At 64.5% G+C, this 22,612-nt stretch carries 13 protein-coding genes; 5 read left to right on the top strand and 8 right to left on the bottom strand.

Annotation, left to right across the window (positions count from 1 at the left end; genetic code table 11):
- Window positions 1–8: 8 nt before the first annotated feature.
- From IVB01_RS26695 to IVB01_RS26685, 3 genes are read left to right on the top strand one after another with little or no spacing between them, the layout of a single operon-like run.
- Window positions 9–611 (top strand): K(+)-transporting ATPase subunit C, encoded by a 603-nt coding sequence (locus tag IVB01_RS26695; protein ID WP_247278329.1) that lies wholly within the window; start codon window positions 9–11, stop codon window positions 609–611.
- A gap of 37 nt (window positions 612–648) precedes the next feature.
- Window positions 649–3,372 (top strand): sensor histidine kinase KdpD, encoded by a 2,724-nt coding sequence (locus IVB01_RS26690; protein WP_247278330.1) that lies wholly within the window; start codon window positions 649–651, stop codon window positions 3,370–3,372.
- Window positions 3,369–4,058: a response regulator transcription factor gene (locus IVB01_RS26685; RefSeq protein WP_247278331.1), complete on the top strand. Its 690-nt coding sequence runs from the start codon at window positions 3,369–3,371 to the stop codon at window positions 4,056–4,058. The genes IVB01_RS26690 and IVB01_RS26685 overlap by 4 nt, the downstream gene beginning before the upstream one ends.
- A 49-nt stretch (window positions 4,059–4,107) precedes the next feature.
- Here IVB01_RS26685 and IVB01_RS26680 read toward each other — a convergent pair whose 3' ends face one another.
- A complete protein-coding gene (locus IVB01_RS26680; protein WP_247278332.1) occupies window positions 4,108–4,992 on the bottom strand; it encodes a Ku protein in 885 nt (294 codons plus the stop codon).
- Between the two features lie 116 nt (window positions 4,993–5,108).
- On the opposite strand from IVB01_RS26680, the gene ligD reads away from it, so the two are divergent.
- The gene (ligD, locus tag IVB01_RS26675) at window positions 5,109–7,793 is read left to right on the top strand and encodes a DNA ligase D (RefSeq protein ID WP_247278333.1); all 2,685 of its coding nucleotides are present in this window, start codon (window positions 5,109–5,111) and stop codon (window positions 7,791–7,793) included.
- A 123-nt stretch (window positions 7,794–7,916) separates the two neighbouring features.
- On the opposite strand, the gene IVB01_RS26670 is transcribed toward ligD, so the two are convergent.
- On the bottom strand, window positions 7,917–8,081 hold the full coding sequence (locus IVB01_RS26670; RefSeq protein WP_018318514.1) for a DUF3309 family protein: 165 nt from the start codon (window positions 8,079–8,081) through the stop codon (window positions 7,917–7,919).
- 178 nt (window positions 8,082–8,259) lie between these two features.
- Between IVB01_RS26670 and IVB01_RS26665 the strand changes: the two genes are divergently transcribed.
- Window positions 8,260–8,574, top strand: a complete 315-nt coding sequence (locus IVB01_RS26665) for a polyhydroxyalkanoic acid system family protein (protein ID WP_247278334.1) — start codon at window positions 8,260–8,262, stop codon at window positions 8,572–8,574.
- 2 nt (window positions 8,575–8,576) lie between these two features.
- Here the strand turns inward: IVB01_RS26665 and treY are convergent, their stop codons facing one another.
- From treY to IVB01_RS26635, 6 genes are read right to left on the bottom strand one after another with little or no spacing between them, the layout of a single operon-like run.
- Window positions 8,577–11,363, bottom strand: coding sequence for a malto-oligosyltrehalose synthase (gene treY / locus IVB01_RS26660; RefSeq protein WP_247278335.1), 2,787 nt, complete (start codon window positions 11,361–11,363; stop codon window positions 8,577–8,579).
- A 1-nt stretch (window position 11,364) separates the two neighbouring features.
- A complete protein-coding gene (gene treZ, locus IVB01_RS26655; protein ID WP_247278336.1) occupies window positions 11,365–13,119 on the bottom strand; it encodes a malto-oligosyltrehalose trehalohydrolase in 1,755 nt (584 codons plus the stop codon).
- Window positions 13,116–15,194 (bottom strand): glycogen debranching protein GlgX, encoded by a 2,079-nt coding sequence (gene glgX, locus IVB01_RS26650; RefSeq protein ID WP_247494990.1) that lies wholly within the window; start codon window positions 15,192–15,194, stop codon window positions 13,116–13,118. The genes treZ and glgX overlap by 4 nt, the downstream gene beginning before the upstream one ends.
- A 3-nt stretch (window positions 15,195–15,197) precedes the next feature.
- Complete coding sequence (glgB, locus tag IVB01_RS26645) at window positions 15,198–17,336, bottom strand: 1,4-alpha-glucan branching protein GlgB (RefSeq protein WP_247278338.1); 2,139 nt, start codon at window positions 17,334–17,336, stop codon at window positions 15,198–15,200.
- A complete protein-coding gene (gene treS / locus IVB01_RS26640; RefSeq protein ID WP_247278339.1) occupies window positions 17,329–20,622 on the bottom strand; it encodes a maltose alpha-D-glucosyltransferase in 3,294 nt (1,097 codons plus the stop codon). The genes glgB and treS overlap by 8 nt, the downstream gene beginning before the upstream one ends.
- 11 nt (window positions 20,623–20,633) lie before the next feature.
- Window positions 20,634–22,580, bottom strand: a complete 1,947-nt coding sequence (locus IVB01_RS26635; protein ID WP_247278340.1) for a maltotransferase domain-containing protein — start codon at window positions 22,578–22,580, stop codon at window positions 20,634–20,636.
- Between the last annotated feature and the right edge of the window lie 32 nt (window positions 22,581–22,612).

Raw genomic sequence — 22,612 nt, 5'->3', positions numbered from 1 at the left:
GACCCATCATGCTCAGAGAAATTCGCCCCGGCATCGTGCTCTTGCTGGTGCTCACCGCCATTACGGGCCTTGCCTATCCGCTCGCAATGACTGCCATCGCCGGCACGTTGTTTCCGGTGCAGGCGCAGGGCAGCCTAATCGAAAGGGACGGCAGGGTGGTCGGATCCGCTCTGATCGGGCAGGAGTTCAAGGACGACAAATATTTCCGCGGTCGTCCCTCGGCGACGCTGGCGCCCGATCCCAATGATTCGACCAAAACTGTGCCGGCGCCCTACAACGCTGCCAATTCGGGCGGCTCCAATCTCGGCCCCACCAGCAAGGCGCTGGCCGACCGGCTGAAGGAAGATGTGGACAAGCTGAAGGTAGAAAATCCATCCGCGCCGATACCGGTCGATCTGGTGACGACGTCAGCTAGCGGTCTTGATCCCGACATCTCGCCGGAAGCGGCGCAATTCCAGGTGCCGCGCGTGGCGAAGGCACGGAATGTGCCGGAGGACCAGGTCAGGCAGCTCGTGACTGCCAATACCGAAGGCCGTTTGCTGGGCCTGATCGGCGAGCCCCGCGTCAACGTGCTGGCGCTGAATCTCGCGCTCGACCGCGCCGCGAAGTAGTCTAGGCTCAGCACGCCGGGATGATTATATTGGCCTGATGGTTCAACCGCGCCGCGATCCCGAACAACGTCCGTCGCCCGATGCGTTGCTGGAAACCGCGCGTCGGGCAGAAAGCGCGAGCGGCAAGCTGAAGATCTTCGTGGGCGCCGCCCCGGGCGTCGGCAAGACCTACGAGATGCTGCAAAGCGCCCACGCCAAGCGCAAAGCCGGCATCGACGTCGTGGTCGGCTTCGTCGAGACCCACGGCCGGGCTGAGACCGAGGCGCTGGTGCGCGGGCTCGAAATGGTCCCCCGCAAGAGGATCGACTACCGCGGCCAGATCGTCGAGGAGATGGACCTCGATGCCGTGATCGCGCGGCGGCCGCAAATTGCGCTGGTCGACGAACTCGCCCACACCAACGCGGTCGGCAGCCGCCACCCCAAGCGCTATCTCGATGTCGAGGAACTGCTCTCCCGCGGCATCGACGTCTATACCGCCGTCAACATCCAGCACATCGAGAGCCTGAACGACGTCGTCGCCCAGATTACCCATGTGCGGGTGCGCGAGACGGTGCCGGATTCGGTGTTCGATCGCGCCGATGCGATCGAGCTGATCGACCTCACGCCCGACGACCTGATTCAGCGGCTGAAGGAGGGCAAGGTCTATGTGCCGAGGCAAGCCGAGCGGGCGCTGGAGCATTATTTCTCGCCGGGCAATCTGACCGCGTTGCGCGAGCTCGCCTTGCGGCGCACGGCCGAGCGGGTCGACGAGCAGCTCCTCACCCACATGCAGGCGAACGCCATCGCCGGTCCCTGGGCTGCGGGCGAACGTATCCTCGTCTGCGTCAGCGAGGATCCGCGCGCGGCCGGGCTGGTGCGCTATACCAAGCGGCTGGCCGATCGGCTGCATGCCCCGTTCACCGCGCTCTCGATCGAGACGCGCCGCTCGCTCCAGCTTTCCGACGAGGAGCGCGACCGGCTGGCCGATACGCTGCGGCTTGCCGAATCGCTCGGCGGCGAGGCGCTGACGATTCCCGCTGTGGGCCGCCGCATCGCCGACGACGTCGTGAACTTCGCACAAGGCAACAACGTCACCCAGATCGTGATCGGCAAGTCGACCCGCTCGCGCTGGTTCGAGATAGCGCGCGGCTCAGTCGTGCATGACCTGGTGCGCCGCGCCGGCAACATCACCGTCCACGTCATCGCCGGTGACGAGCTGCCCGGCGAGGCCGTGCCCAAGACCGCGGTACAGACCGCTGCGCGCGCGGAGCCGTTCAACCCGCTGCCCTATCTGAAGGCGCTCGGGATCGTGCTGATCGGGCTCGGCGCCGCGGAGCTGGTCCAGCCCCGGTTCGGCATCGAGAACGTCGACCTCGTGCTGCTGACGGCGGTGGTCGCGGTTGCGGTCCGCTACGGCCTGTGGCCGTCGCTGCTCGCGACCGTCGCGGCCTCGCTGTGCTACAATTTCTTCTTCCTGCCGCCGATCTATACCTTCACGATCACCGACCCGACCAACGTTGCCGCCTTCGTGCTGTTCGTGGTGGTGGCGATGATCGTCTCCAATGTCGCGGCACGTGTGCGCATCCAGGCCGACACCGCGATCGGCCGGATCCGGATGACCGAGCAGCTCCATGCCTTCAGCCGCAAGCTCGCCGGCACCGGCACGCTCGACGATGTGTTGTGGGCAACCGCCTATCAGATCGCGCTGATGCTGAAGGTCCGCGTCGTGTTGCTGCTGCCGGAAGAGGGCCTGCTCACGGTGAAATCCGGCTATCCGCCGGAGGATGAGCTCGATCAGGCCGACCTCGCCGCCGCCAATTGGGCCTGGAGCAACGACCGCACCGCAGGCCGCGGCTCGGACACCCTGCCGGGTGCGAAACGGCTGTTCCTGCCGATGCGCACCGGCCGTGGTCCGATCGGCGTCATCGGCATCGACAACGACCGCACCGGCCCGCTATTGACCCCGGACCAGCGCCGGCTGCTCGATGCGCTGGTCGACCAGGGCGCGCTCGCAATCGAACGCGTGCTGCTGGTCGAGGACATGGATCGCGTCAAGCGCACTGTCGAATCCGAACGGCTGCGTTCGGCGCTCCTGACCTCGATCTCGCACGATTTGAAGACGCCGCTCGCCTCGGTCCTTGGGGCGGCCTCCACCATGCGCGACCTCGACGGCGCGCTCTCTGACACCGAGAAGCGCGACCTGCTCGCGACCGTGATCGACGAGTCCGAACGGCTCAACCGCTTCATTGCCAATCTGCTCGACATGACCAAGCTCGAATCCGGCGCCATCGTGCCCAATACGGCGCTGCACGATCTCGGCGAGATCGTCGGTAGCGCGCTGCGGCGAGCGGCCAAGATCCTCGCTGCTCACAAGGTCGAGCTTGCGCTGGCGGCCGATGTGCCGATGCTCGAGCTCGATGCCGTGCTGTTCGAGCAAGTGCTGTTCAACCTGCTCGACAACGCCGCGAAATACTCGGCGCCCGACACCACGATCGCGATCCGCAGTCAGCGCGAGCGGGATGAGATCGTTCTCCAGATCGCCGATGAGGGCGGCGGCATCCCACCCGACGAGCTCGAGAGCGTGTTCGACAAGTTCTATCGCGTGCAGAAGGGTGATCATATCCGGCCCGGTACCGGCCTCGGCCTCGCTATCTCCCGTGGTTTCGTCGAGGCGATGCGGGGCACGATCTCGGCCGCCAACCGCAGCGACCGGAGCGGCGCGATCCTCACCATCCGTCTGCCCGTCCCAGTGCAGACCCACGCATTGGATACCGCCGCGTGAGTGCTGCCCCGATCAAGGTCCTGGTCATCGATGACGAGCCGCCGATCCGTAAACTGCTGCGGATGGGGCTGACGACGCAGGGCTATGAGATTCTGGAGGCGTCGAACGGCAAGACCGCGCTGGACAGGCTTGCCGAGGAGCCGGCGCTGATCATCCTCGATCTCGGCCTGCCCGACGTGCAGGGACACGAGCTGCTGCGCACCATCCGCGCCCGCAACGAGGAGGTGCCGATCGTGGTGCTGTCGAGCCGCGGCGACGAGGCCGGCAAAGTGCAGGCGCTCGATCTCGGCGCCGACGATTACCTGACCAAGCCGTTCGGCATGGAAGAGCTTCTGGCCCGCTTGCGTGCCGCGCTGCGCCACCAGCTTCAAGTCAAAGGCGAGCGCCCTGTGTTTCGCACCGGCGATCTCTCCGTCGATCTCGTCCGCCGCATCGTCAAGGTCGGCGAGCGCGAGGTGAAGCTGTCACCGAAGGAATACGATCTCCTTCGCGTCCTGGTGCAGCACGCCGGCAAGGTGCTCACCCATCGCTTCCTGCTCAAGGAGCTCTGGGACGAGCTGACCGACGCGCAATATCTGCGCGTCTATGTCCGCCAGCTCCGCCAGAAGATCGAAGCCGACCCGGAACGGCCGCACTATGTGCTGACCGAGACGGGAATCGGATACAGGCTGAAGGCGGGTGATTAGACCAGCCGTCATTCCGGGGGCGATGCCTTGCGTCGCGCCGGAATGACAGTCAGCCTGCCTTGCGATGCCTTGCCGTCGACCGGTGCGCCTTCTTCGCGCTGCGATGCCGCCCGGTCGACCGGCGCGCGTGGGGCTTCGCCGATGTCTTCCCGCCTCCGCGCCCCTTCAGGCTCTGCTTCAGCGCGTCCATGAGGCTGACGACGTTGCTCGGCCGCTCCTCGGGCTGCGGCAGCTCGATCTTCTTGCCGCTGGCCTTGCGCTTCACCAGCGCCTTCAGCGCGTTCTCGTACTCGTCCTTGAATTCGCTAGGGTCGAAATGCGCGGCCTTGCTGTGCAGGATGTGACCGGCGAGCTCGACCATGTCCTTGGTGATCTTCGGGCTCTTGATGTCATCGAAGAACTGGTCCTCGTCGCGCAGCTCGTACGGATAGCGCAGCGTGGTGCCGAGCAGGCCCTTGCCGAGAGGCTCGATCGCCATCACGTGCTCGCGATTGGTGAGCACGATTTTCGCGAGGGCCACGCGGTCCTGATCCTTCATCGCATCGCGGATCACGGCAAAGGCGTCGGCCGCGGCCTTGCCGTCGGGCGCGATGTAATAGGGGTGGTTAAGGTAACGCTTGTCGATCTCCTCGCGCGGCACGAAGCTCTCGATGTCGATGGTGTGGTTGCTCTCGATCTGCACCGCTTCGAGCTCCTCCGGCTCGATCTCGACATACTTGCCCTTGCGCAGCTCGTAGCCGCGGCCCTTCTGGTCGCTCTCGACGACGTCGCCGGTCTCGGAATCGATCATCTGCTGCTTGAGCCGGTTCCCGGTCTCGCGGTTGATGAGATGAAACCGCGTCTTCTCGGCGGCGGTTGCAGCGGGGTAGAGCACGACGGGGCAGCTGACCAGCGAGAGCTTCAACGTTCCCTTCCAATAGGCACGCGGGGCCATTCCATTCTCCAGCGTTTTCAAGGCGTTTTGGAACCCCAACCCGGCCATGGGGTTTTGGTTCCGGGTGGGACTTTGGCCGTGATAGGCTTGAATGCCGAAAGAGAGCGGGACCGGTCGTGCTGCAAAAACTCTCCACTTACCGACAGAAGCGTGATTTCGAGAAAACGCCCGAGCCATCGGGCAAGACCGCCGTGGCGCCGTCGAAGCAGCGGCGCTTCGTGATCCAGAAGCACGATGCGAGCCGGCTGCACTACGACCTCCGACTCGAGTTCGACGGTGTCTTCAAATCCTGGGCCGTGACGAAGGGGCCCTCGCTCGATCCGCATGACAAGCGGCTGGCGGTCGAGGTCGAGGACCATCCGCTCGACTATGGTGATTTCGAAGGCACGATCCCCGAAGGCCAGTATGGTGGCGGCACCGTGATGCTGTGGGATCGAGGCTATTGGGAATCGGAAGATCCGGAAGCCGGCTTCAAGAAGGGCGATCTCAAGTTCACCCTCCATGGCGAGAAGCTACAGGGAAGCTGGGTGCTGGTGCGCATGCGCAACGACCGCACCGGCGGTAAGCGGACAAACTGGCTGCTCATCAAGCATCGTGACGAATATGCGCGCGAGGGCAACGACAACGACATCCTCGAGCAAGACAAGTCCGTTGCTTCTGGTCGCGCGATGGAGCAAATCGCTGAAGGAAAGGGCCGCGCGCCCAAGCCCTTCATGCTGGCCAAGGGGCCGAAGGGCAAGGCCGACGCAGTCTGGCAATCCAACCGCGCCGAGGAGACGAAAGGGCGCACAGTGACTCCCGCGCCGCGCACGGCGTTGAAGGCTAGACCGACGGCGAAGAAGACAGCCACGACAGCAGCGAGCGCCAAGAAGGTCTCGGAGATGCCGGACTTCGTGGCGCCGCAGCTCTGCACGCTGGTCGAGCGGCCGCCGGCCGATGGTGGCTGGTGCCATGAGATCAAGTTCGACGGCTATCGCGTCCAGCTCCGGGTCGAGGACGGCGAGGCGACGCTCAAGACGCGGAAGGGTCTCGACTGGACCGGCAAATTCGTCTCCATTGCCAAGGAAGCGGGGGCGCTGCCGGATGTGCTGATCGACGGCGAGATCGTCGCGCTCGACCACAACGGCGCGCCGAACTTCTCCTCGCTTCAGGCTGCGTTGTCGGACGGCAAGACCGACGAGCTCATCTTCTTTGCCTTCGACCTCCTCTTCGCCGAGGGCGAGGATTACCGTCGGCTGCCGCTTGGCGAGCGCAAGGCGCGGCTGAAGGAGCTTCTGGAATCACGCAAGCGGAAAACGAGCCAGATTCGGTATGTCGAGCATTTCGAGAGCGGGGGCGATGCCGTGCTGCAATCGGCCTGCAAGCTCGAGCTCGAGGGTGTGGTGTCGAAGAAGCTGGATGCGCCGTATCGCTCCGGCCGCACCGAGAGCTGGGTCAAGTCGAAATGTCGCGCCGGCCATGAGGTGGTGATCGGCGGCTACAAGACCACGAACGGCAAGTTCCGCTCGCTGATGGCGGGCGTGCAGCGCGGCGATCATCTCGCCTTCGTCGGCATGGTCGGCACAGGCTTTGGCGCCGACAAGGTCAAGCGCCTCATGCCTTCACTGAAGGCCATGGAGGCCAAGCAAAGCCCCTTCGGCGGCAAGAACGCGCCGAAGAAGACCCGCGAGGTGCACTGGCTGAAGCCGGAGCTCGTCGCCGAGATCGAGTTCGCCGGCTTCACCGCCGACGGCAATATCCGTCAGGCCGCGTTCAAGGGACTGCGGCAGGACAAGCCGGCCAAGGAGGTTGAGGCGGAGACGCCGGTCGATACCGAGCTCGCCGAACCCTCGGCCAAAGGAGCGAAGCGCGCAAAAGCGCGGCCAGGTGCGCAGTCGGCCCTGGGCGGCAGCAACGCCGAGGTCATGGGCGTCGTCATCTCCAAGCCGGACAAGGAGCTGTGGCCCGATGACGGACATGGCGATGCCGTGACCAAGTTGGACCTCGCGCGCTATCTCGAAGCCGTCGGCGAATGGATGATCGTGCACCTCAAGGGCCGGCCGTGCTCGCTGATCCGCGCCCCTGACGGCATCAAGGGCGAGTGCTTCTTCCAGCGCCATGCCATGCAGGGGACGTCGAACCTCCTGGAGCTCGCAAGAGTCTCCGGCGACCGCAAGCCGTATTTGCAGATCGATCGGATCGAAGGGCTCGCGGCGGTGGCGCAGATCGGCGGCGTCGAGCTGCATCCCTGGAATTGCGCGCCCTATGCCTATGACACGCCGGGCCGGCTGGTATTCGATCTCGATCCGGCGCCCGACGTCGAATTCGCCGACGTCGTCGAGGCGGCCAAGGAGATGCGGCAGCGGCTGAGCGATATCGGCATGGACAGCTTCTGCAAGACCACAGGCGGCAAGGGCCTCCACGTGGTGGTGCCGCTGCTCCACGGCGCGCGCGACAAGGTGAGCTGGAAGGAGGCCAAGGCGTTTGCGCAAGGCGTCTGCCAGTGGATGGCCGATGACGATCCCGAACGCTATCTGCTCAACATGTCGAAGAAGCTGCGCAAGGGAAAGATCTTCCTGGACTATTTGCGCAACGACCGCATGTCGACCGCGGTTGCCCCACTGTCGCCGCGCGCGCGCACCGGTGCCACGGTGTCGATGCCCGTGACTTGGGCGCAGGTGAAGAGCGACCTCGATCCGAAGCGATATACGATGCGCACGGTGCCGGGCCTGCTGGCGCGATCGAAAGCGTGGGAGGGCTATGAGGATGCCGCCGCATCGATCAAGGCGGCGATCAAGAAGCTGGCGGGAAAGGTGAAGTAGGTTTGTGCTACCGCGCGTCGCGCGTAGGGTGGGCAAAGCGGCGCGTGCCCACCATTTTCTTTCTCGTCGCGGAACGGTGGTGGGCACGCTTTCGCCTTGCCCACCCTACGCGATCCGCCTCGGCTATATGCGTCCCATCAGGAGCAGGATCAGCAGGATGACGATGACGAGACCGAGGCCGCCGCCGCCGTAATAACCGGTGCCGTAGAACGGCCCGCCGCCGATGCCGCTGAAGCCGCCGAGCAGGGCGATGACCAAGATGATCAGAATGATCGTGCCGATAGACATGCGAGTCTCCTCCAGCCCTTTCTTGAAAGGGTCGTCTGACCTGTCCCGTTATCCGGGGGCAACTTGCCGCAGGTTTTAAAGTTCCGGCTTCGCAATGCGGGTTCCTGCTTCAGCAGTTTGGAACTTTTGCCTTTCCATGCGGCATGATGAGGTGAGGATCAGCAGCAGGGTCACGGCCATGGCAGAACCGCTCGTCGTCTCAATTCCGCATCGTCTCGGCCGCGACGAGGCGGTACGCCGGCTCAAGACGGGGCTTGGCCGCGCCGCAGCAAGCATTCCCGTGATGCAGGTCGAAGAGGAGCGTTGGAGCGGCGACTGCATGAATTTTCGCATCCGCGCGCTCGGGCAGATCGCGACCGGCAAGGTCGACGTTGCCGAAGATCACGTCCGGGTCGAGGTGGTGCTGCCCCGGCTGTTGCAACGCTTTGCCGAGATGGCCCAGGGCGCGATCAGGAAGCGCGGACAGTTGCTGCTGACCAAGGACGGAAAGTAGCCTCAGGCGCGCACGCGCTGCCGCATCGGCTTTGCTGCACTGGCGGTGCGCGCCTCGATGACGGTCCCGGGAAGATCGCGCAGGGCCCGCGCGAGCGGCAGTTCATCGCCTGCAAAGCCTGCCGCGGTGTAGCCGGTGATATCGACGGTTGCATCGAAGCCTTCCAGCGCCGGCCATTCCCGACCTCCTTGCGTGAACGGCGCAAAGTGACGCCCGACCGCGACGATCGCGGCCGCCCGGCCATGGCGGCGGGCGAACGCGATGACGTGCTCAGCATGCCCGCCGTGAACCTCGAGTGGCTGATAGTCACCCTGGACGAAGATGTCGGGGAGCCGATTGCGGAGCTTAAGGAGGTGACGCGTCCAGGCCAGCTTGAGCCGGCCGTCCGGCCAGGCCTTGATCAGGTCGCTCCAGTCCGGAGCTTCCAAGGACGTCAGCGCCCTGCGGCGCGCGGCAAAGTCCACCGGCCGCCGGTTGTCGGGGTCGACCAGCGAGAGGTCCCAGAATTCGGTGCCTTGGTAGAAGTCTGGCACGCCTGGCAGCGTCGCCTTGAGCGTGAGCTGGCTCAGCGAGTTCAACATGCCGAGCAGTGCGACGCGGCGGGCCAGGGTCTGCAGAGCCTCCAGGAATTCTGCGGACTGGGCGGGGTCGAGGATCTTGTCGATGAAGCTCTTGACCCCGTTTTCATATGCTTCATGCGGATTGAGCCAGCTCGTCTCCTCCTTGCCTTCACGCGCGGCCTTGAGGGCATAGGCCTGGATGCGCTCGACAAAATCAGGACCGACCGGCCCCTGGAGCGGCCAGGCTCCGAGCAGGGTCTGGTAGAGCATGTACTCGAATGTCGCCGACGGCGCGCGGAAACTATCTCGGTGGGTGAGATGTGGCGCGTTCAACACCTTCCAGCGCGCCACCGCGCTGGTCCATTCGCCGGGAATCTCGCTGAGCGCCGCGATCCGCGCGCGGGCGTCCTCGCCGCGCTTGGTGTCGTGGGTGGCCGTGGCGGTCATGCCGTGCGGCCATTCCCTGGCACGGGCCTGCATGGCCTGATGGAAAGCGGGAATAGTGAGGCCGATGCTCGCGGGATCACCGCCGACCTCGTTCAGCGCGAGCAGCCGGTGGAACTGGTAGAACGCGGTGTCCTCCAGCGACTTCGCCATCATCGGTCCGGTGAATTGCTGCACCTTCAGCGCGAAGCGGCGTACGCGCGGCGCGCTGTGTGGGGGACGCCCAGGTTTGAGCAGGTCCATGGTCAGAGCGTCGCGGAGGAAGTCGAAAATGCCATCATCCGCGGCGAACCATTCTCCGCGGGCGCGTTCGATGGTCTCATCGATCAGCTTGCGATCGTGTGCGGTCGGCGCGCTCGTCGTGAGGTAAGTGCGGTAGACCGGGAAATGCAGCACATAGAGCTCGAGGGCCTGGCGCAAGCTGTCGGCCGAGAAGTCGCGCGTCGAGTAATGCCCGTTGGCGATGCGCGCCAAAAGGCGCGTCAGCACGGTGAACTCGCTGGTGAGCAGCGTCTCCAGCACCCGCCGCTTGGCGTCCTTGACGTAAGGCGCAAGCCGGGGCGGCCGGTTGCTGATCTGCCGCCAGGTCTCGTCCAACGCCGTCAGCCCCTTGGCGTCGACCAGCACCTGGGTGATGACGTTCATCCATTCATAGCCGGTGGTGCCCTGGACCCCGGCGAAATGCGGCAGGCGCTCGTGCTCGCACAGGATCTTCTCGACCACTGTATAGAATGGCTTTGTGTTGCCTTGGGCGTCGCGGACCAGCCGGCGCAGCCGCTGGCAATATTGTGCGGGATCGCGCAGGCCGTCGATGTGATCGAGACGGATGCCTTGCAGTCTGCCGTCGGCGATGAGCTGCTTGACCAGCCGGTGCGTGGCGGCAAACGTGCCGGGATCCTCGACGCGCAAGCCGGCGAGGCCGTTGACGTCGAAGAAGCGGCGATAGTTGATGTCGCTGGAGGCGAGGCGCCAATGCCCGAGCTTGTAGTGCTGGCGCTCGAGCAGATGATGCAGCGCCAGCGTCTGGGCGGGACGGTCCTTGGCAGCGCGATAGGCGGCAAGTCCGCGCGCGATGATGTCGGCAGCGCCCGCAATGTCCTTGAGTTCTGCCTTGAACGCGGGAGCTTCCTTGCGGTTGGGACGGCGCAGTCCGGTGTAGCGCGCCGCGAGCGCAAGCAGGCGCTTGCCGGGCTCCGTTTCCCCCGCATCCGCCTCCTTGACGATCATCCGCAGCACTTCGCCATAGCGCTCCGGCGCGACGGGTAAGCGGTGCTCGAAATACCAGGCGGAAAGACTGCCCTGGTCCGGATCATAACGCAGCTCGATCTCGCCGCGCTCGAGCGCATCGCCATAGGGCGCGCCGAGAATCGGCAGCAGCACGCCGCCGCGGGCGCGGAAGGCCAGTTGATCCCAGTCGATGTCGAATGAGACCGCATGCGGTGAAGCCTGGCCCCACTCCAGCACGTCGAGCCACCAGGGATTGTCGGCAAAATGCACGCCGACGTGATTGGGCACGAAGTCGATGATGAGTCCGAGGTCGTGATGGATCAATGTTTCGCTCAGCCGCGCGAAACCGGTCTCGCCGCCGAGTTCGGGGCTGAGCTGGCTGTGATCGACCGTGTCATAGCCGTGGGTCGAGCCCTTGCGAGCCTTCATCACCGGGGAGGCGTAGAGATGCGTGATCCCGAGCGCCTTCAGATAGGGCACAACCGCGGCGGCCTTGTCGAAGCCGAAATCCGCGGTGAGCTGGAGCCGGTAAGTCGCGAGCGGAATGGCCGGAGGCATGCTAGCCTCCGAGACGCCAGACCACCGACCAGGGCGGAAGCCGCTCGCCGGCCTCGCCGCCCCAGATCGGCGTGCCCGAATTGAGGTTGGAATACGCGATATCCTTGTCCGAGAGATTGGCGGCCAAGCGCAGAGTCGTGCCGTCGCCCATTCGCCAATGCGCGGTGAGCAAGCCCGTATCCGCTGCCTCGGCATCGCCGAAACTCGCTCCTTTCAGGCGGGGCATGACCTCCTGGCGGCGGACGGCGAGCAGCTCGCGCACCAGCGCGAGTCGTGCCTTCTGTTCGGAGGTGCGGCCGGTCCAGTCGAGCACGGCCGATTGCAGCGTGGCCGGATCGAGCGGATCCGGTACCTCGTCGCCATATTTCTCGTAAGCCCAGGCATATTCCTGCTTGCGCCCCTTGCGGACGGCATCGGCAAGGCCGCCCTGAAAATCGCAGAAGAACGGGAAGGGCGCTGTCGAGCCCCATTCCTCGCCCATGAACAGCATCGGGATCATCGGTGCGAGAAGCGTCACCGCGAGCGCGGCTTCGATCTGCTTTGATCCTGCCAGGCTCTCGAGCCGGTCGCCGAGTGGGCGGTTGCCGATCTGGTCGTGGTTCTGGAGAAAATTGACGAAGGTCGCCGGCGGCAGCTCGCCGCTCGGCTCGCCGCGCGGCTTCTTGCCCCAGAATTCCGAGATCTCGCCCTGGTAGACGAAGCCCGATGCGAGCGCGCGCGCAAGATCCATGCGCGGGGTCTGGTAGTCGGCATAGTAACCGGCGAGCTCGCCGGTCAGCATCACGTGCCAGACGTGGTGATAGTCGTCGTTCCACTGACCGCGATATTTGCCGTTCGGCGGCTCCTGGGCGGCATCGAGCAGGCTCGCACGGTTGTCGCCGTTCTCCAACACGAGATGGATGTGCCGTCCCGTGGCCTTGGCGAGCTCGCCGGCGGCGACGCTGAGGTCTTGCAGCATCGACTGCTCGCCGGGCACTGCCATGATGTGGTTGGCGGCATCCAGCCGCAGGCCATCGAAGCGGTAGTCGCTGAGCCAGGACAGCGCGTTCTCGACCGCGAATGCGCGCACCTGGGGCACGCGATAATCGATCGCGCTGCCCCAGGGCGTGTGTGCCTCGGTAAAGAAGGTCGGCGCATAGCGGCCCAGGTAATTCCCCTCGGGACCGAAATGATTGTAGACGACGTCGAGGAACACCATGAGCCCGCGCAGATGTGCCTCGTCGATCAGCGTCTTCAGGTCTTCGGGCCGGCCATAGGTGCTGTCGGGCGCATACCACAGCACCCCGTCATAGCCCCAGCCGCGGCGGCCGGCGAAATCGGCCAGCGGCATTAATTCCAGTGCAGTGATGCCGGTCGTTGTGAGATGATCGAGCTTGTCGATCATGGCGCGGTACGTGCCCTCCGGCGTGAAGGTGCCGACATGGGTCTCGATCAGCACCGTCTCTTCCCAAGGGCAGCCGCGCCAATCGCGCGCGCGCCAGGCGAAGACGTCGTGATCGATCACCTCGCTCGGGCCAAACACATCCGCCGGCTGGAATGCCGAGGCCGGATCGGGCACCTCGATCTCGTCGTCGATCCGGAATTTGTAATCGCTACCGGCGCGCAGCCCGGCAATATCGGCCACGTACCAGCCATCCTGCCGGCGCTGCATCGCGTGCCTTCTGTCGAGCAGGAGGTCGACACGGCGCGCGCCGGGCGCCCACAGCCGGAACGACACGCCGTCCTTGGTCGGCCTCGCCCCGAAGGATGGCCTCATAGCGCCCCCGCGAAGGCGAGCACGGATCGCGGCGGCGCTTTGCTGTCGCTTCCGGGCAGGAAGTCGATCGAGTTCAGCCTGGCCTCGGTCGTGTTGAGGATCTGCTGCCAGCTCTTGTATTCGGTCATTTTGGGCAATTTGAATGCGATCTCTTCAGGAGCGGCGTTCAGAACGATAAAGATCGCGGCGCTGCCCGGTTCCATCGGTCCCATCACATAGGAGAGAAACCGCCCTTCCGGGAATTTCCAATCGTTCTCCGTCATCTCGTCGCCGGCCGGCGTCAGCCACAGCGCACCGTAGGAGATGCCGTCTTTCGGGCGGCCATCGAGCCAGCGATGGCTGCGCAGTTGCGAGAACCGGCGGCGGATGTCGGCGAGATGGGCGACGAAATCGACCATGTCGTCGTCCTCTTTGCCGAGATTGTCCCAATTGATCCAGCCGACCTCGTTGTCCTGGCAATAGGCATTGTTGTTGCCGGTTTGCGAATTGCCGACCTCGTCGCCGGCGAGGATCAGCGGAACGCCTTGCGCCAGCATCAGGCAGGCCAGCACGTTCTTGCGAAGCTGCCGGCGCAGACCGAGGATCTGGAGGTCGTCAGTCGGGCCCTCGACGCCGCAATTGTTGCTGTGGTTGTCATTGGAGCCGTCGCGATTGTCCTCGCCGTTAGCCTCGTTGTGCTTCTCGTTGTAGCTGAAGAGGTCGGCGAGCGTGAAGCCGTCATGCACGGTGATGTGGTTGATGCTGGCGCGCGGCCGTCTTCCGTCATGGTTGAAGAGGTCGGATGACGCCGTCATACGGCTGGAGATGTCGCCAATCAGGCTGCCTTCGCCGCTCCAGTAGCGGCGCATGGCGCTGCGGTAGCGATCGTTCCATTCCGACCATTGCGAGGGGAAGGCGCCGACCTGGTAGCCGCCGAGCCCGAGATCCCACGGTTCGGCGACGAGCTTGACGGTCGCCAGCACGGGATCCTGCCGGACCGCGGTCAGGAACGAGCTACCGCGATCAAAACCGTTCGGGCCGCGCGCCAACGTGGTGGCGAGGTCGAAACGGAAGCCGTCGACATGGCAGACCTCGACCCAGTAGCGAAGCGAATCCATCACCATCTGGAGCACGCGCGGATGGGTGAGGTTCACCGACGAGCCGCAGCCGGTGAAGTCGTCGTAATAGCGCGGGTTCTCGCGGTTCAGCCAGTAATAGGAGGCGTTGTCGATGCCGCGGTAGCACAGTGTCGGCCCGAGGTGATTGCCCTCGGCGGTGTGGTTGTAGACGACGTCCAGCATAACCTCGATGCCGGCGTCGTGCAGCCGCGCGACCGTTGTGCGGAAGGAATCGAGCGCGTTGTCCTGCGCGTAGCGCGGCTCGGGCGCGAAGAAGGACAGCGTATTGTAGCCCCAGTAATTGGCAAGCTTCTTCTCCACCAGGATGCGGTCGTCGACGAAGCTGTGCACCGGCAGGAGCTCGATCGTGGTGACGTCGAGCCTCTTCAGATGCTCGATCATCGCCGGCGATGACAGACCGCCATAGGTGCCGCGCAGGTTCGGCGGCACGTCATCGCGCTTCTGCGTCAGGCCCTTGACGTGGGCCTCGTAGATGATGGTGTCTTCCCAGGGGATGTTGGGCCTGATCTCACGCCGGCCCCAGTTGAAGGTCTCGTCGACGACGACGGCCTTTGGCATGCCGCGCGCATTGTCGCGCCGGTCGAACGACAGGTCCTCGCGTGGTGACCCGGTGCGGTAGGCGAAATGCGCATCGCTCCAGACCAACCGTCCTGCAAGCCGCTTGGCATAGGGGTCGAGCAGCAGCTTGTTGGCGTTGAAGCGGTGGCCGTGCTCGGGCTCGTAGGGGCCGTGCACGCGGTAACCGTAGAGCTGGCCGGGCGAGACGTCGTTGAGATAGCAGTGCCAGACGTCTTCGGTCCTCTCAGGCAATTCGATGCGTTCGAGCTCGCGGCGGCCCTGTGTGTCGAACAGGCAGAGCTCGACCTTCTGCGCGTTGGCGGAGAACAGCGCGAAATTGGTGCCGCGTCCGTCCCAGCTTGCGCCGAGGCGTGCGGGCGATCCAGCAGTCAGGCGCATGTGTCAGCTTTCCGGAACGAGGAAGATTGCGGCAAGCGGCGGAATCGTGAGGCGGAGCTCGCCGCCCTCGGCGTGAACTTCGCCGATGTTGCCGACATTGCTGCCGCCATAATGGGCGGAATCCGAGTTGAGCACTTCCTTCCACTTGCCGCCAAAGGGCACGCGTACGCGGTAATTCTGATAGACGTTCGGCGAGAAGTTGACGATCACCAGGCATCGCGCCTGCTCGTCGAAACCCTTGCGCAGCCAGGCGAAGACGTTGCGGTTGGCATCGTCGGTGATCAACCATTCGAAGCCGGCCTGGTCGCAATCCATCTGATGCAGCGCCGGCACCGCGCGATAGAGCCGGTTGAGATCGCGGATCAGCGCCTGGATGCCGGAATGGTACTTGTATTCGAGCAGGTGCCAGTCGAGCGACTGGTCGTGGTTCCATTCGCGGCTCTGCGCGATCTCCGCGCCCATGAACAACAGCTTCTTGCCGGGATGGCCGAACATGAAGCTGTAATAGGCGCGCAAGTTCGCAAAGCGCTGCCACTCGTCGCCTGGCATGCGGCCGAGAATCGAGCGTTTGCCGTGCACGACCTCGTCATGAGACAGCGGCAGGATGAAGTTTTCCGAGAACGCATAATGAAGGCCGAACAGGATCTCGCCGTGATGGTGCTTGCGGTAGATCGGATCCTTGCTGATGTAGCTCAGCGTGTCGTGCATCCAGCCCATGTTCCATTTGTAGCCGAAGCCGAGCCCGCCGAATTCGACCGGGCGCGAGACCTGAGGCCAGGCGGTGGACTCCTCAGCCGCCGTGGTCGCCTGCGCGAAGCGGGCGAAGACTTCCGTGTTGAAGCGGCGCAAGAAGTTGATCGCCTCGATGTTCTCCCGCCCGCCGTACTGGTTCGGAATCCACGCTCCGGGCGGCCGGCTGTAATCGAGATAGAGCATGGATGCCACCGCATCGACGCGCAGCCCGTCGATCGCGTAGCGCTCCAGCCAGAACAGAGCGTTCGACACCAGGAAGTTCGTCACTTCGGTGCGGCCGTAATTGTAGATCAGCGTGCCCCAATCCAGATGGCGACCCTGGAGCGGGTTGGCGTGCTCGTAGAGCGCGGTGCCGTCGAAGCTGCCGAGGCCATGCGGATCGTCCGGGAAATGGCCGGGCACCCAGTCGAGCAGCACGCCGACGCCCTCGCGATGGCAGGCATCGACCAGCGCGGCAAAATCCTCCGGCGTGCCGAAGCGGCTGGTCGGCGCATAAAGGCCGGTCGGTTGGTAGCCCCACGAGCCGTCGAAGGGATGCTCGCTGACAGGCAGGAATTCGAGATGGGTGAAACCCATGTCGCGCGCGTAGGCCGGTAGCTGCTCGGCCAACTCGCGATAGGTGAGCCATTCATTGCCGTTCTTGCGCCGCCACGAGCCGAGATGGACCTCGTAGATCGACATCGGCGCCGACAGCGCGTTGATGCCGTCGGGCGCCGGCCGTGGCCGCGGCAGATGCGCCTCGTCGAACACGATGGAGGCGGTCTTCGGCCGCACCTCGCTCGCGAACGCCAGCGGATCGGACTTCAGCGGAAGCAGATGGCCGTGCGGGCCGATGATTTCGAACTTGTAGTGATCACCAACCTTCGCATGCGGGATGAATAGTTCCCAATAGCCGCTACCGCGTACGCGCATGGGATGGCGCCGGCCATCCCAGAAATTGAAATCGCCGACCACGGAGACGCGCCGCGCATTCGGCGCCAGCACCACGAAGCCGATGCCATCGACACCTTCGTGCCGCATCGGATGGGCGCCGAGCTTGTCGTAAAGGCGCTGGTGAGTGCCTTCGCCGAGCAGATAAAGGTCGAAATCGGTCAGGATCGGCGGAAAGCGGTAGGCATCCTCGAACTCGACGACGTTGCCTCCGAATTTTGCGCGCAGCTGATAACGTTTCGAGGCGTTAGGCAGCGCCCCGATGAACAGGCCGGAATCGTGCACGCGGTCGAGCGGGGCGACTTCGCCATGCTCGCCGACCACCTCGACATTGGAGGCTTCGGGCAGAAAGGCGCGCACCACGCTTCTACCGCCCTCGGGGTGCAGCCCGAGATAGTGGAACGGATCGGAGTGGCGGCCCTCGATGATCGCGTAGGCCTCGGCAGGCAGTTTAGGCATGGGCTTCGCCCTCGGCACTGGACAGAATGCGAAGCAGTCCGGTCAGCGGCGCATGGAGCCCCTCAGGCCGGTGGGACAGCTCGTACTCTACTTCGTCGAACGCTTGATCAAGCAGGAAGAACCTTAACAGGCCTTGCGCGGATTGCGGATTGTCCGGCCACAGCCGCCGATCGGTCATGGCTTCGCGATAGGCGGACAGGAAGGTTGCGGTGGCGCGCTCGCGCCATTCGTCGAGCGCGGCCGTGAGCCGGCCCTGCTCGTCGGAGGCGCCTGTGAGCGCGCGACCGAGAGCCGTGTTAACCGAAACATCAATCGAGTGGATCAGGCCCGCGACGTCGCGCGCGGCCGGCGCCTTGCGCCGCTTGTCGGCCAATGGAACACGCGGATCGCCGTCGAAGTCGATGATGAAGATATCGTCCTTCACGATCAGAGTTTGCCCGAGGCGGAAGTCGCCATGATGACGGATGTTCAACCCGCCGATCCCGGAAGGCAATAGCGCATTCAGTCGGTCGGGCAGGGTCGCGCGCGCCTCCGTGAGCTGATCGATCAGCGGCCGGTCCGCCTCCCGCAGGCCGTCGCGGCTCTCGGCCAGCCGTTCGAAAACCTGCTCGGCGCGCGCCTTGAGGTCGGATACGAGGTGCTTGACGTACGCGGAGCCGATCGGCTCCGGAGCGAGATCGTCCGGCGTTGCCGCGGCCAGAGCGACGTGCAGTTCGCCGAGCCGCCGGCCGATCTGCGCCACGAAGTGCAGATAAGGTGCCTGCTCCTGGGTCTCGCGCAGCGTTTCGCCCGCTGGCAATACGCGCTGCTCGTCGATATAGCGATCGAGATAGCCCGTTGTCATCGTCCAGCCGTCGCCCTGGTTCTCGACATAGGCATGCAGCACGCCGAGCGTGCTGCGCTGCTCGCCCTCGACCAGCTCGACGCTGCCCAGCAGCGGCGGCGTATTGGCAAAGCGTGCGACCTCCGTGAGGTAATGGCCGATCTCGATCTCGGGACTGACGCCGCTTTCGAGCCGCCGATAGATCTTGGCGACGTATTGGTTGTCGACCAGCGCCGTGCTGTTCGACTGTTCGATCGCGCGGATGCGTTCGGGCTCCTTGATGATGTAATCGGCAAACCGGCTGGTTGCCTTGAACTCCAGCCGCAGATTGTTCTCCTCCACCACTAGGTTCTGCGACAAATTGCGCAGGAACAGGCCGATGAAGATCTGGTCGGTCGCGACATCGAGCAGCGTGCCTTCGCGCGCGCCCTGTCGCACGGCGGCGAGCGCCTTCGGATTGAAGCGCTCGCGGTCGAAACGCACCCACTCGATCTGCAACGGCAGCACGTAGCGTGTCGCCACGTCTCCTTGGTTGGTCTCGAAGAACGCGATCCAGGGCCGGTTGTCGCCGATGTCGCAGAACGGCACCGCCGATGTCAACGCGGTCTTGATGTGCTTGGCATTGTGCTCGGGATACCACCGCGTCCGCGAGAGGAACCCCGGCAGCACATCGCGCTCGAACACGCCACGCTCGCGGGCGAGCGACACCCAATTCGAGTTCACCGGCACCACCAAGGTCTCGAACTCCGGCACCGCGCGCGGCGTCACCGGCTCGGACTTGTCGCGCTCCTGAAGCTGGAACCAGTAGAAGCCGTAGGGCCCCAGCGTGATCATGTAGGGCAGTTCACCGATCGGAGGAAAGCGCGTGCGGCCGAGCATTTCCTGTGGGATGCGGTCCTTCCAGGGCGACAGATCGAGCTCGGTTGCCTGCGCGGCGCGCGACAAATTGGCGACGCAGAGGATCACCTCGTCGCGATATTGCCGGACATAGGCCAGCACGGCGCGGTTGGCGGGGCGGATGAAGGTCATGGTGCCGCGGCCGAAGGCGAGCGTCGACTTGCGCACCGAGATCAGCCGCTTGGTGGCGCTGAGCAGTGAAGACAGGCTGCGCGACTGCGCCTCCACATTCACCGCCTCATAGCCGTAGACCGGGTCCATGATCAGCGGCGCATAGAGGCGGGCCGGATCGCAGCGCGAGAAGCCGCCGTTCCGGTCCGGGCTCCACTGCATCGGCGTGCGGACGCCGTTGCGGTCGCCGAGATAGATGTTGTCGCCCATCCCGATTTCGTCGCCGTAATAGATGATCGGCGTGCCGGGGAAGGACAGCAGCAGCGAGTTCATCAGCTCGATCTTGCGGCGGTCATTGTCCATCAGCGGCGCAAGACGTCGGCGAATGCCGACATTGATCCGCGCGCGTGGGTCGTTGGCGTAGGTGGTCCAGAGATAGTCGCGCTCGACGTCGGTGACCATCTCCAGCGTAAGTTCGTCATGATTGCGCAGGAACAGCGCCCATTGGCAGCTCGCCGGGATGTCCGGAGTCTGGCGCAGGATGTCTGTGATCGGGAAACGGTCCTCCTGCGCGATCGCCATGTAGATGCGCGGCATCAGCGGGAAGTGGTAGGCCATGTGGCACTCGTCGCCACGGCCGAAATATTCCTGCACGTCCTCCGGCCATTGATTGGCCTCGGCCAGCAGCAGCTTGCCCTTGGAGTAGGCGTCGAGCTCCTGGCGCAGGCGCTTGATGATCGCATGCGTCTCGGGCAGGTTCTCGTTCGAGGTGCCCTCGCGCTCGCACAGATAGGGAATGGCGTCCAATCGGAAGCCGTCGACACCGGCATCCAACCAGCGCTTCATCACCTGGATGATGGCGCTCACCACGCGCGGATTGTCGAAATTGAGGTCCGGCTGGTGCGAGAAGAAGCGGTGCCAGTAGAAGGCGCCAGCCTCGGGATCCCACGTCCAGTTCGACTTCTCCGTGTCGGTGAAGATGATGCGCGTGCCCTGGTATTTCTGATCGGTGTCGCTCCAGACGTACCAGTTGCGTGCGCTCGAGCCCGGATGGCTGCGGCGCGCGCGCTTGAACCATTTGTGCTGGTCCGAGGTGTGGTTGACGACGAGCTCGGTGATGACGCGCAGGCCCCGCTTCTGCGCCTCCTGGATGAAGCGCTTGAAATCCTTCATCGTCCCGAAATCGGGGTTGACCGCGCCGTAATCGGCGATGTCATAGCCGTCGTCGCGGCCGGGCGAGGGGTAGAACGGCAGCAGCCACAGCGCGGTGACGCCGAGCTCCTGGAGATAGGGCAGCTTCTCGGTCAGCCCGGCGAAGTCGCCGATACCGTCATTGTTGCTGTCGGCAAAGGCCTTGACGTGGAGCTGGTAGATGATGGCGTCCTTGTACCAGAGCTCATCCACGATCTCGGCAGCCTCGGCTTTCCTGGTGTCGACGGAAGACAGAACATTCATGGCGTGAACCCTTACGCCAGGCCGCGGAACAGGAGCGCCGGATCGCGATCGGGATCGATACGCAACCTGACCCCGCCCCATTCGATGCAGGACCGTTCGCCGGTGAGGAGGTTTTCGAGTGCCGCAACATGATGTCGCTGCCCGCTGGCGTCAACAGTGACGTCACCGAGCGGCAGCCAGAATTCGCGCGCATGGCGCGACAGCGCGATTACGACGACGACGGTGTGGGCAGGCTCGGCGGCCTCCTTCACGAAGGCAATGGTTTCGCCGTCCTCGATACCGAGGAAGCGCAAATTGGCCGTTTGCTGGAGCGCCGCATTCTCGTTGCGGACGCGATTGAGCGCGGTGATGTAGGGCTTGATGTTGCCGGGCGTGTCCCAGTCGCGCTGCTTGATCTGGTATTTCTCGGAATCCAGATATTCTTCACGGCCGGGGATCGCCGTGTGCTCAAGCAGCTCGAAGCCACTGTAGATGCCGTAACTGCCCGACAGCGTCGCGGCCAGCGCAAGGCGCGACTTGAATGCCCAGGCTTCGCCGCTCTGGAGGTGAAAGGGCAGCAGGTCGGCTGTGTTGACGAACAGGTTCGGGCGATAGAAGTCGCGTTCGGGATAACGGGTCAGTTCGCCGAGATATTGCTCCAGCTCCCACCGCGAGGTGCGCCAGGGGAAATAGGTGAAGGACTGCGCGAAGCCGAGCTTGGCGAGCCCCTTCATCAGCTTCGGTCGGGCGAAGGTCTTGGAGAACAGGATCACTTCGGGATGTCGGCGGCGGATGTCGCGGATCAGCCACTCCCAGAACGGAAATGGCGCGGTGTCGTGATTGTCGATGGCGAAAATGGTCACACCATGATCGATCCAGAACAGCATGGCATCGCGAAACGCGTTCCACAGCCCAGCCCTGTCGACGGAGTTGAAATCGGGGATGACGATATCCGAATAGGCGCCATCCACCGTCCGCACGGAGCGATCCGGCCGCCACCTGAACCATTCCGGATGCTGCGTCAGCCAGGGATGGTCCGGGGAGCATTGCACGGCGAAGTCGAGCGCGAGCTCGAGACCGTACTCCAGGCAGGTCGCAACCAGTGCGCGGAAATCCTCGATCGTGCCGAGCTCGGGATGCAGCGCATCGTGTCCGCCTTCCGTGGTGCCGATCGCATAGGGCGAGCCGGGATCGCCTTCACCCGCCACCGGCGCATTGTTGCGGCCCTTGCGGCGGGTGTGGCCGATCGGGTGGATCGGCGTGAAGTAGAGCACGTCGAACCCCATCGCGGCGATGTCGGGCACGCGGGCGATGCAGTCTCTCAGCGTGCCATGCCGGCCGGGGATCCGGCTCTGGCTGCGCGGCATCATCTGGTACCAGGCGCCAAAGCGTGCCCTATCGCGGTCGATGATCAGCGGAAAAGAAGCTGAGCGGGTGAGGTCGGGCCGCGACTGGCTCTCGGCCATGGCTTCGCCGAGCTCGGTTGCGAGCAGCGGGCCGACGTCGCCGCTCTGAAGAAAATCCTCGCACTGCCTGAGGATAACCAGTGCTGCGTCTTGTTGCGCGCCATGCGCCTTGGTCAACAGGCCGGCGCCCTCGATGGCGTCGAGGGTGACGTCCGCACCGGAGCGTTGCTTGCGCGCGATGCCGTGGGACCAGGTGGCGAACTCGTCGGTCCAGGCTTCGATAGCGTAGATGTATTGCCCGGCCTCGGTCGGGACGAAGGCGCCCGACCAGCGGTCATTACCGTGATGGGTCATCGGCTCACGCTGCCATTCGCGGTCCTGCTCACGGCGCCATAGCAGCGCGGCGCCGATCACGGCATCACCGTCACGATAGATGTCGGCCCAGACATCGACCCGGTCGCCCGCGATCCGCTTCACTGCAAAGCGGCCGCCCTCAATCGAGGGATAGACGTCTTCGATGAGGAAAGCGCTGCCGGCTGCGGCACTTTCGACAGTTTGAATTGTCTTGTTCACGGTGATGCCATTGACAAGAAAGCAGGGGCCCG

The organism is Bradyrhizobium sp. 164 (genome assembly GCF_023073715.1).
Taxonomy (GTDB): Bacteria; Pseudomonadota; Alphaproteobacteria; order Rhizobiales; family Xanthobacteraceae; genus Bradyrhizobium.
Note: the sequence above shows the minus strand (reverse complement) of the source record. Positions and strands in the feature narration are given on the sequence as shown.

What these genes read in the sequence shown, in the direction of transcription:
- IVB01_RS26665 (WP_247278334.1), top strand. Translation starts at nt 8,260, where the DNA reads ATGGCAGAACCGCTCGTCGTCTCAATTCCGCATCGTCTCGGCCGCGAC.
- treZ (WP_247278336.1), bottom strand. Translation starts at nt 13,119, where the DNA reads ATGAGGCCATCCTTCGGGGCGAGGCCGACCAAGGACGGCGTGTCGTTC.
- IVB01_RS26695 (WP_247278329.1), top strand. Translation starts at nt 9, where the DNA reads ATGCTCAGAGAAATTCGCCCCGGCATCGTGCTCTTGCTGGTGCTCACC.
- IVB01_RS26670 (WP_018318514.1), bottom strand. Translation starts at nt 8,081, where the DNA reads ATGTCTATCGGCACGATCATTCTGATCATCTTGGTCATCGCCCTGCTC.
- IVB01_RS26690 (WP_247278330.1), top strand. Translation starts at nt 649, where the DNA reads ATGGTTCAACCGCGCCGCGATCCCGAACAACGTCCGTCGCCCGATGCG.
- IVB01_RS26680 (WP_247278332.1), bottom strand. Translation starts at nt 4,992, where the DNA reads ATGGCCCCGCGTGCCTATTGGAAGGGAACGTTGAAGCTCTCGCTGGTC.
- glgB (WP_247278338.1), bottom strand. Translation starts at nt 17,336, where the DNA reads ATGCCTAAACTGCCTGCCGAGGCCTACGCGATCATCGAGGGCCGCCAC.
- treY (WP_247278335.1), bottom strand. Translation starts at nt 11,363, where the DNA reads ATGCCTCCGGCCATTCCGCTCGCGACTTACCGGCTCCAGCTCACCGCG.
- glgX (WP_247494990.1), bottom strand. Translation starts at nt 15,194, where the DNA reads ATGCGCCTGACTGCTGGATCGCCCGCACGCCTCGGCGCAAGCTGGGAC.
- treS (WP_247278339.1), bottom strand. Translation starts at nt 20,622, where the DNA reads ATGAATGTTCTGTCTTCCGTCGACACCAGGAAAGCCGAGGCTGCCGAG.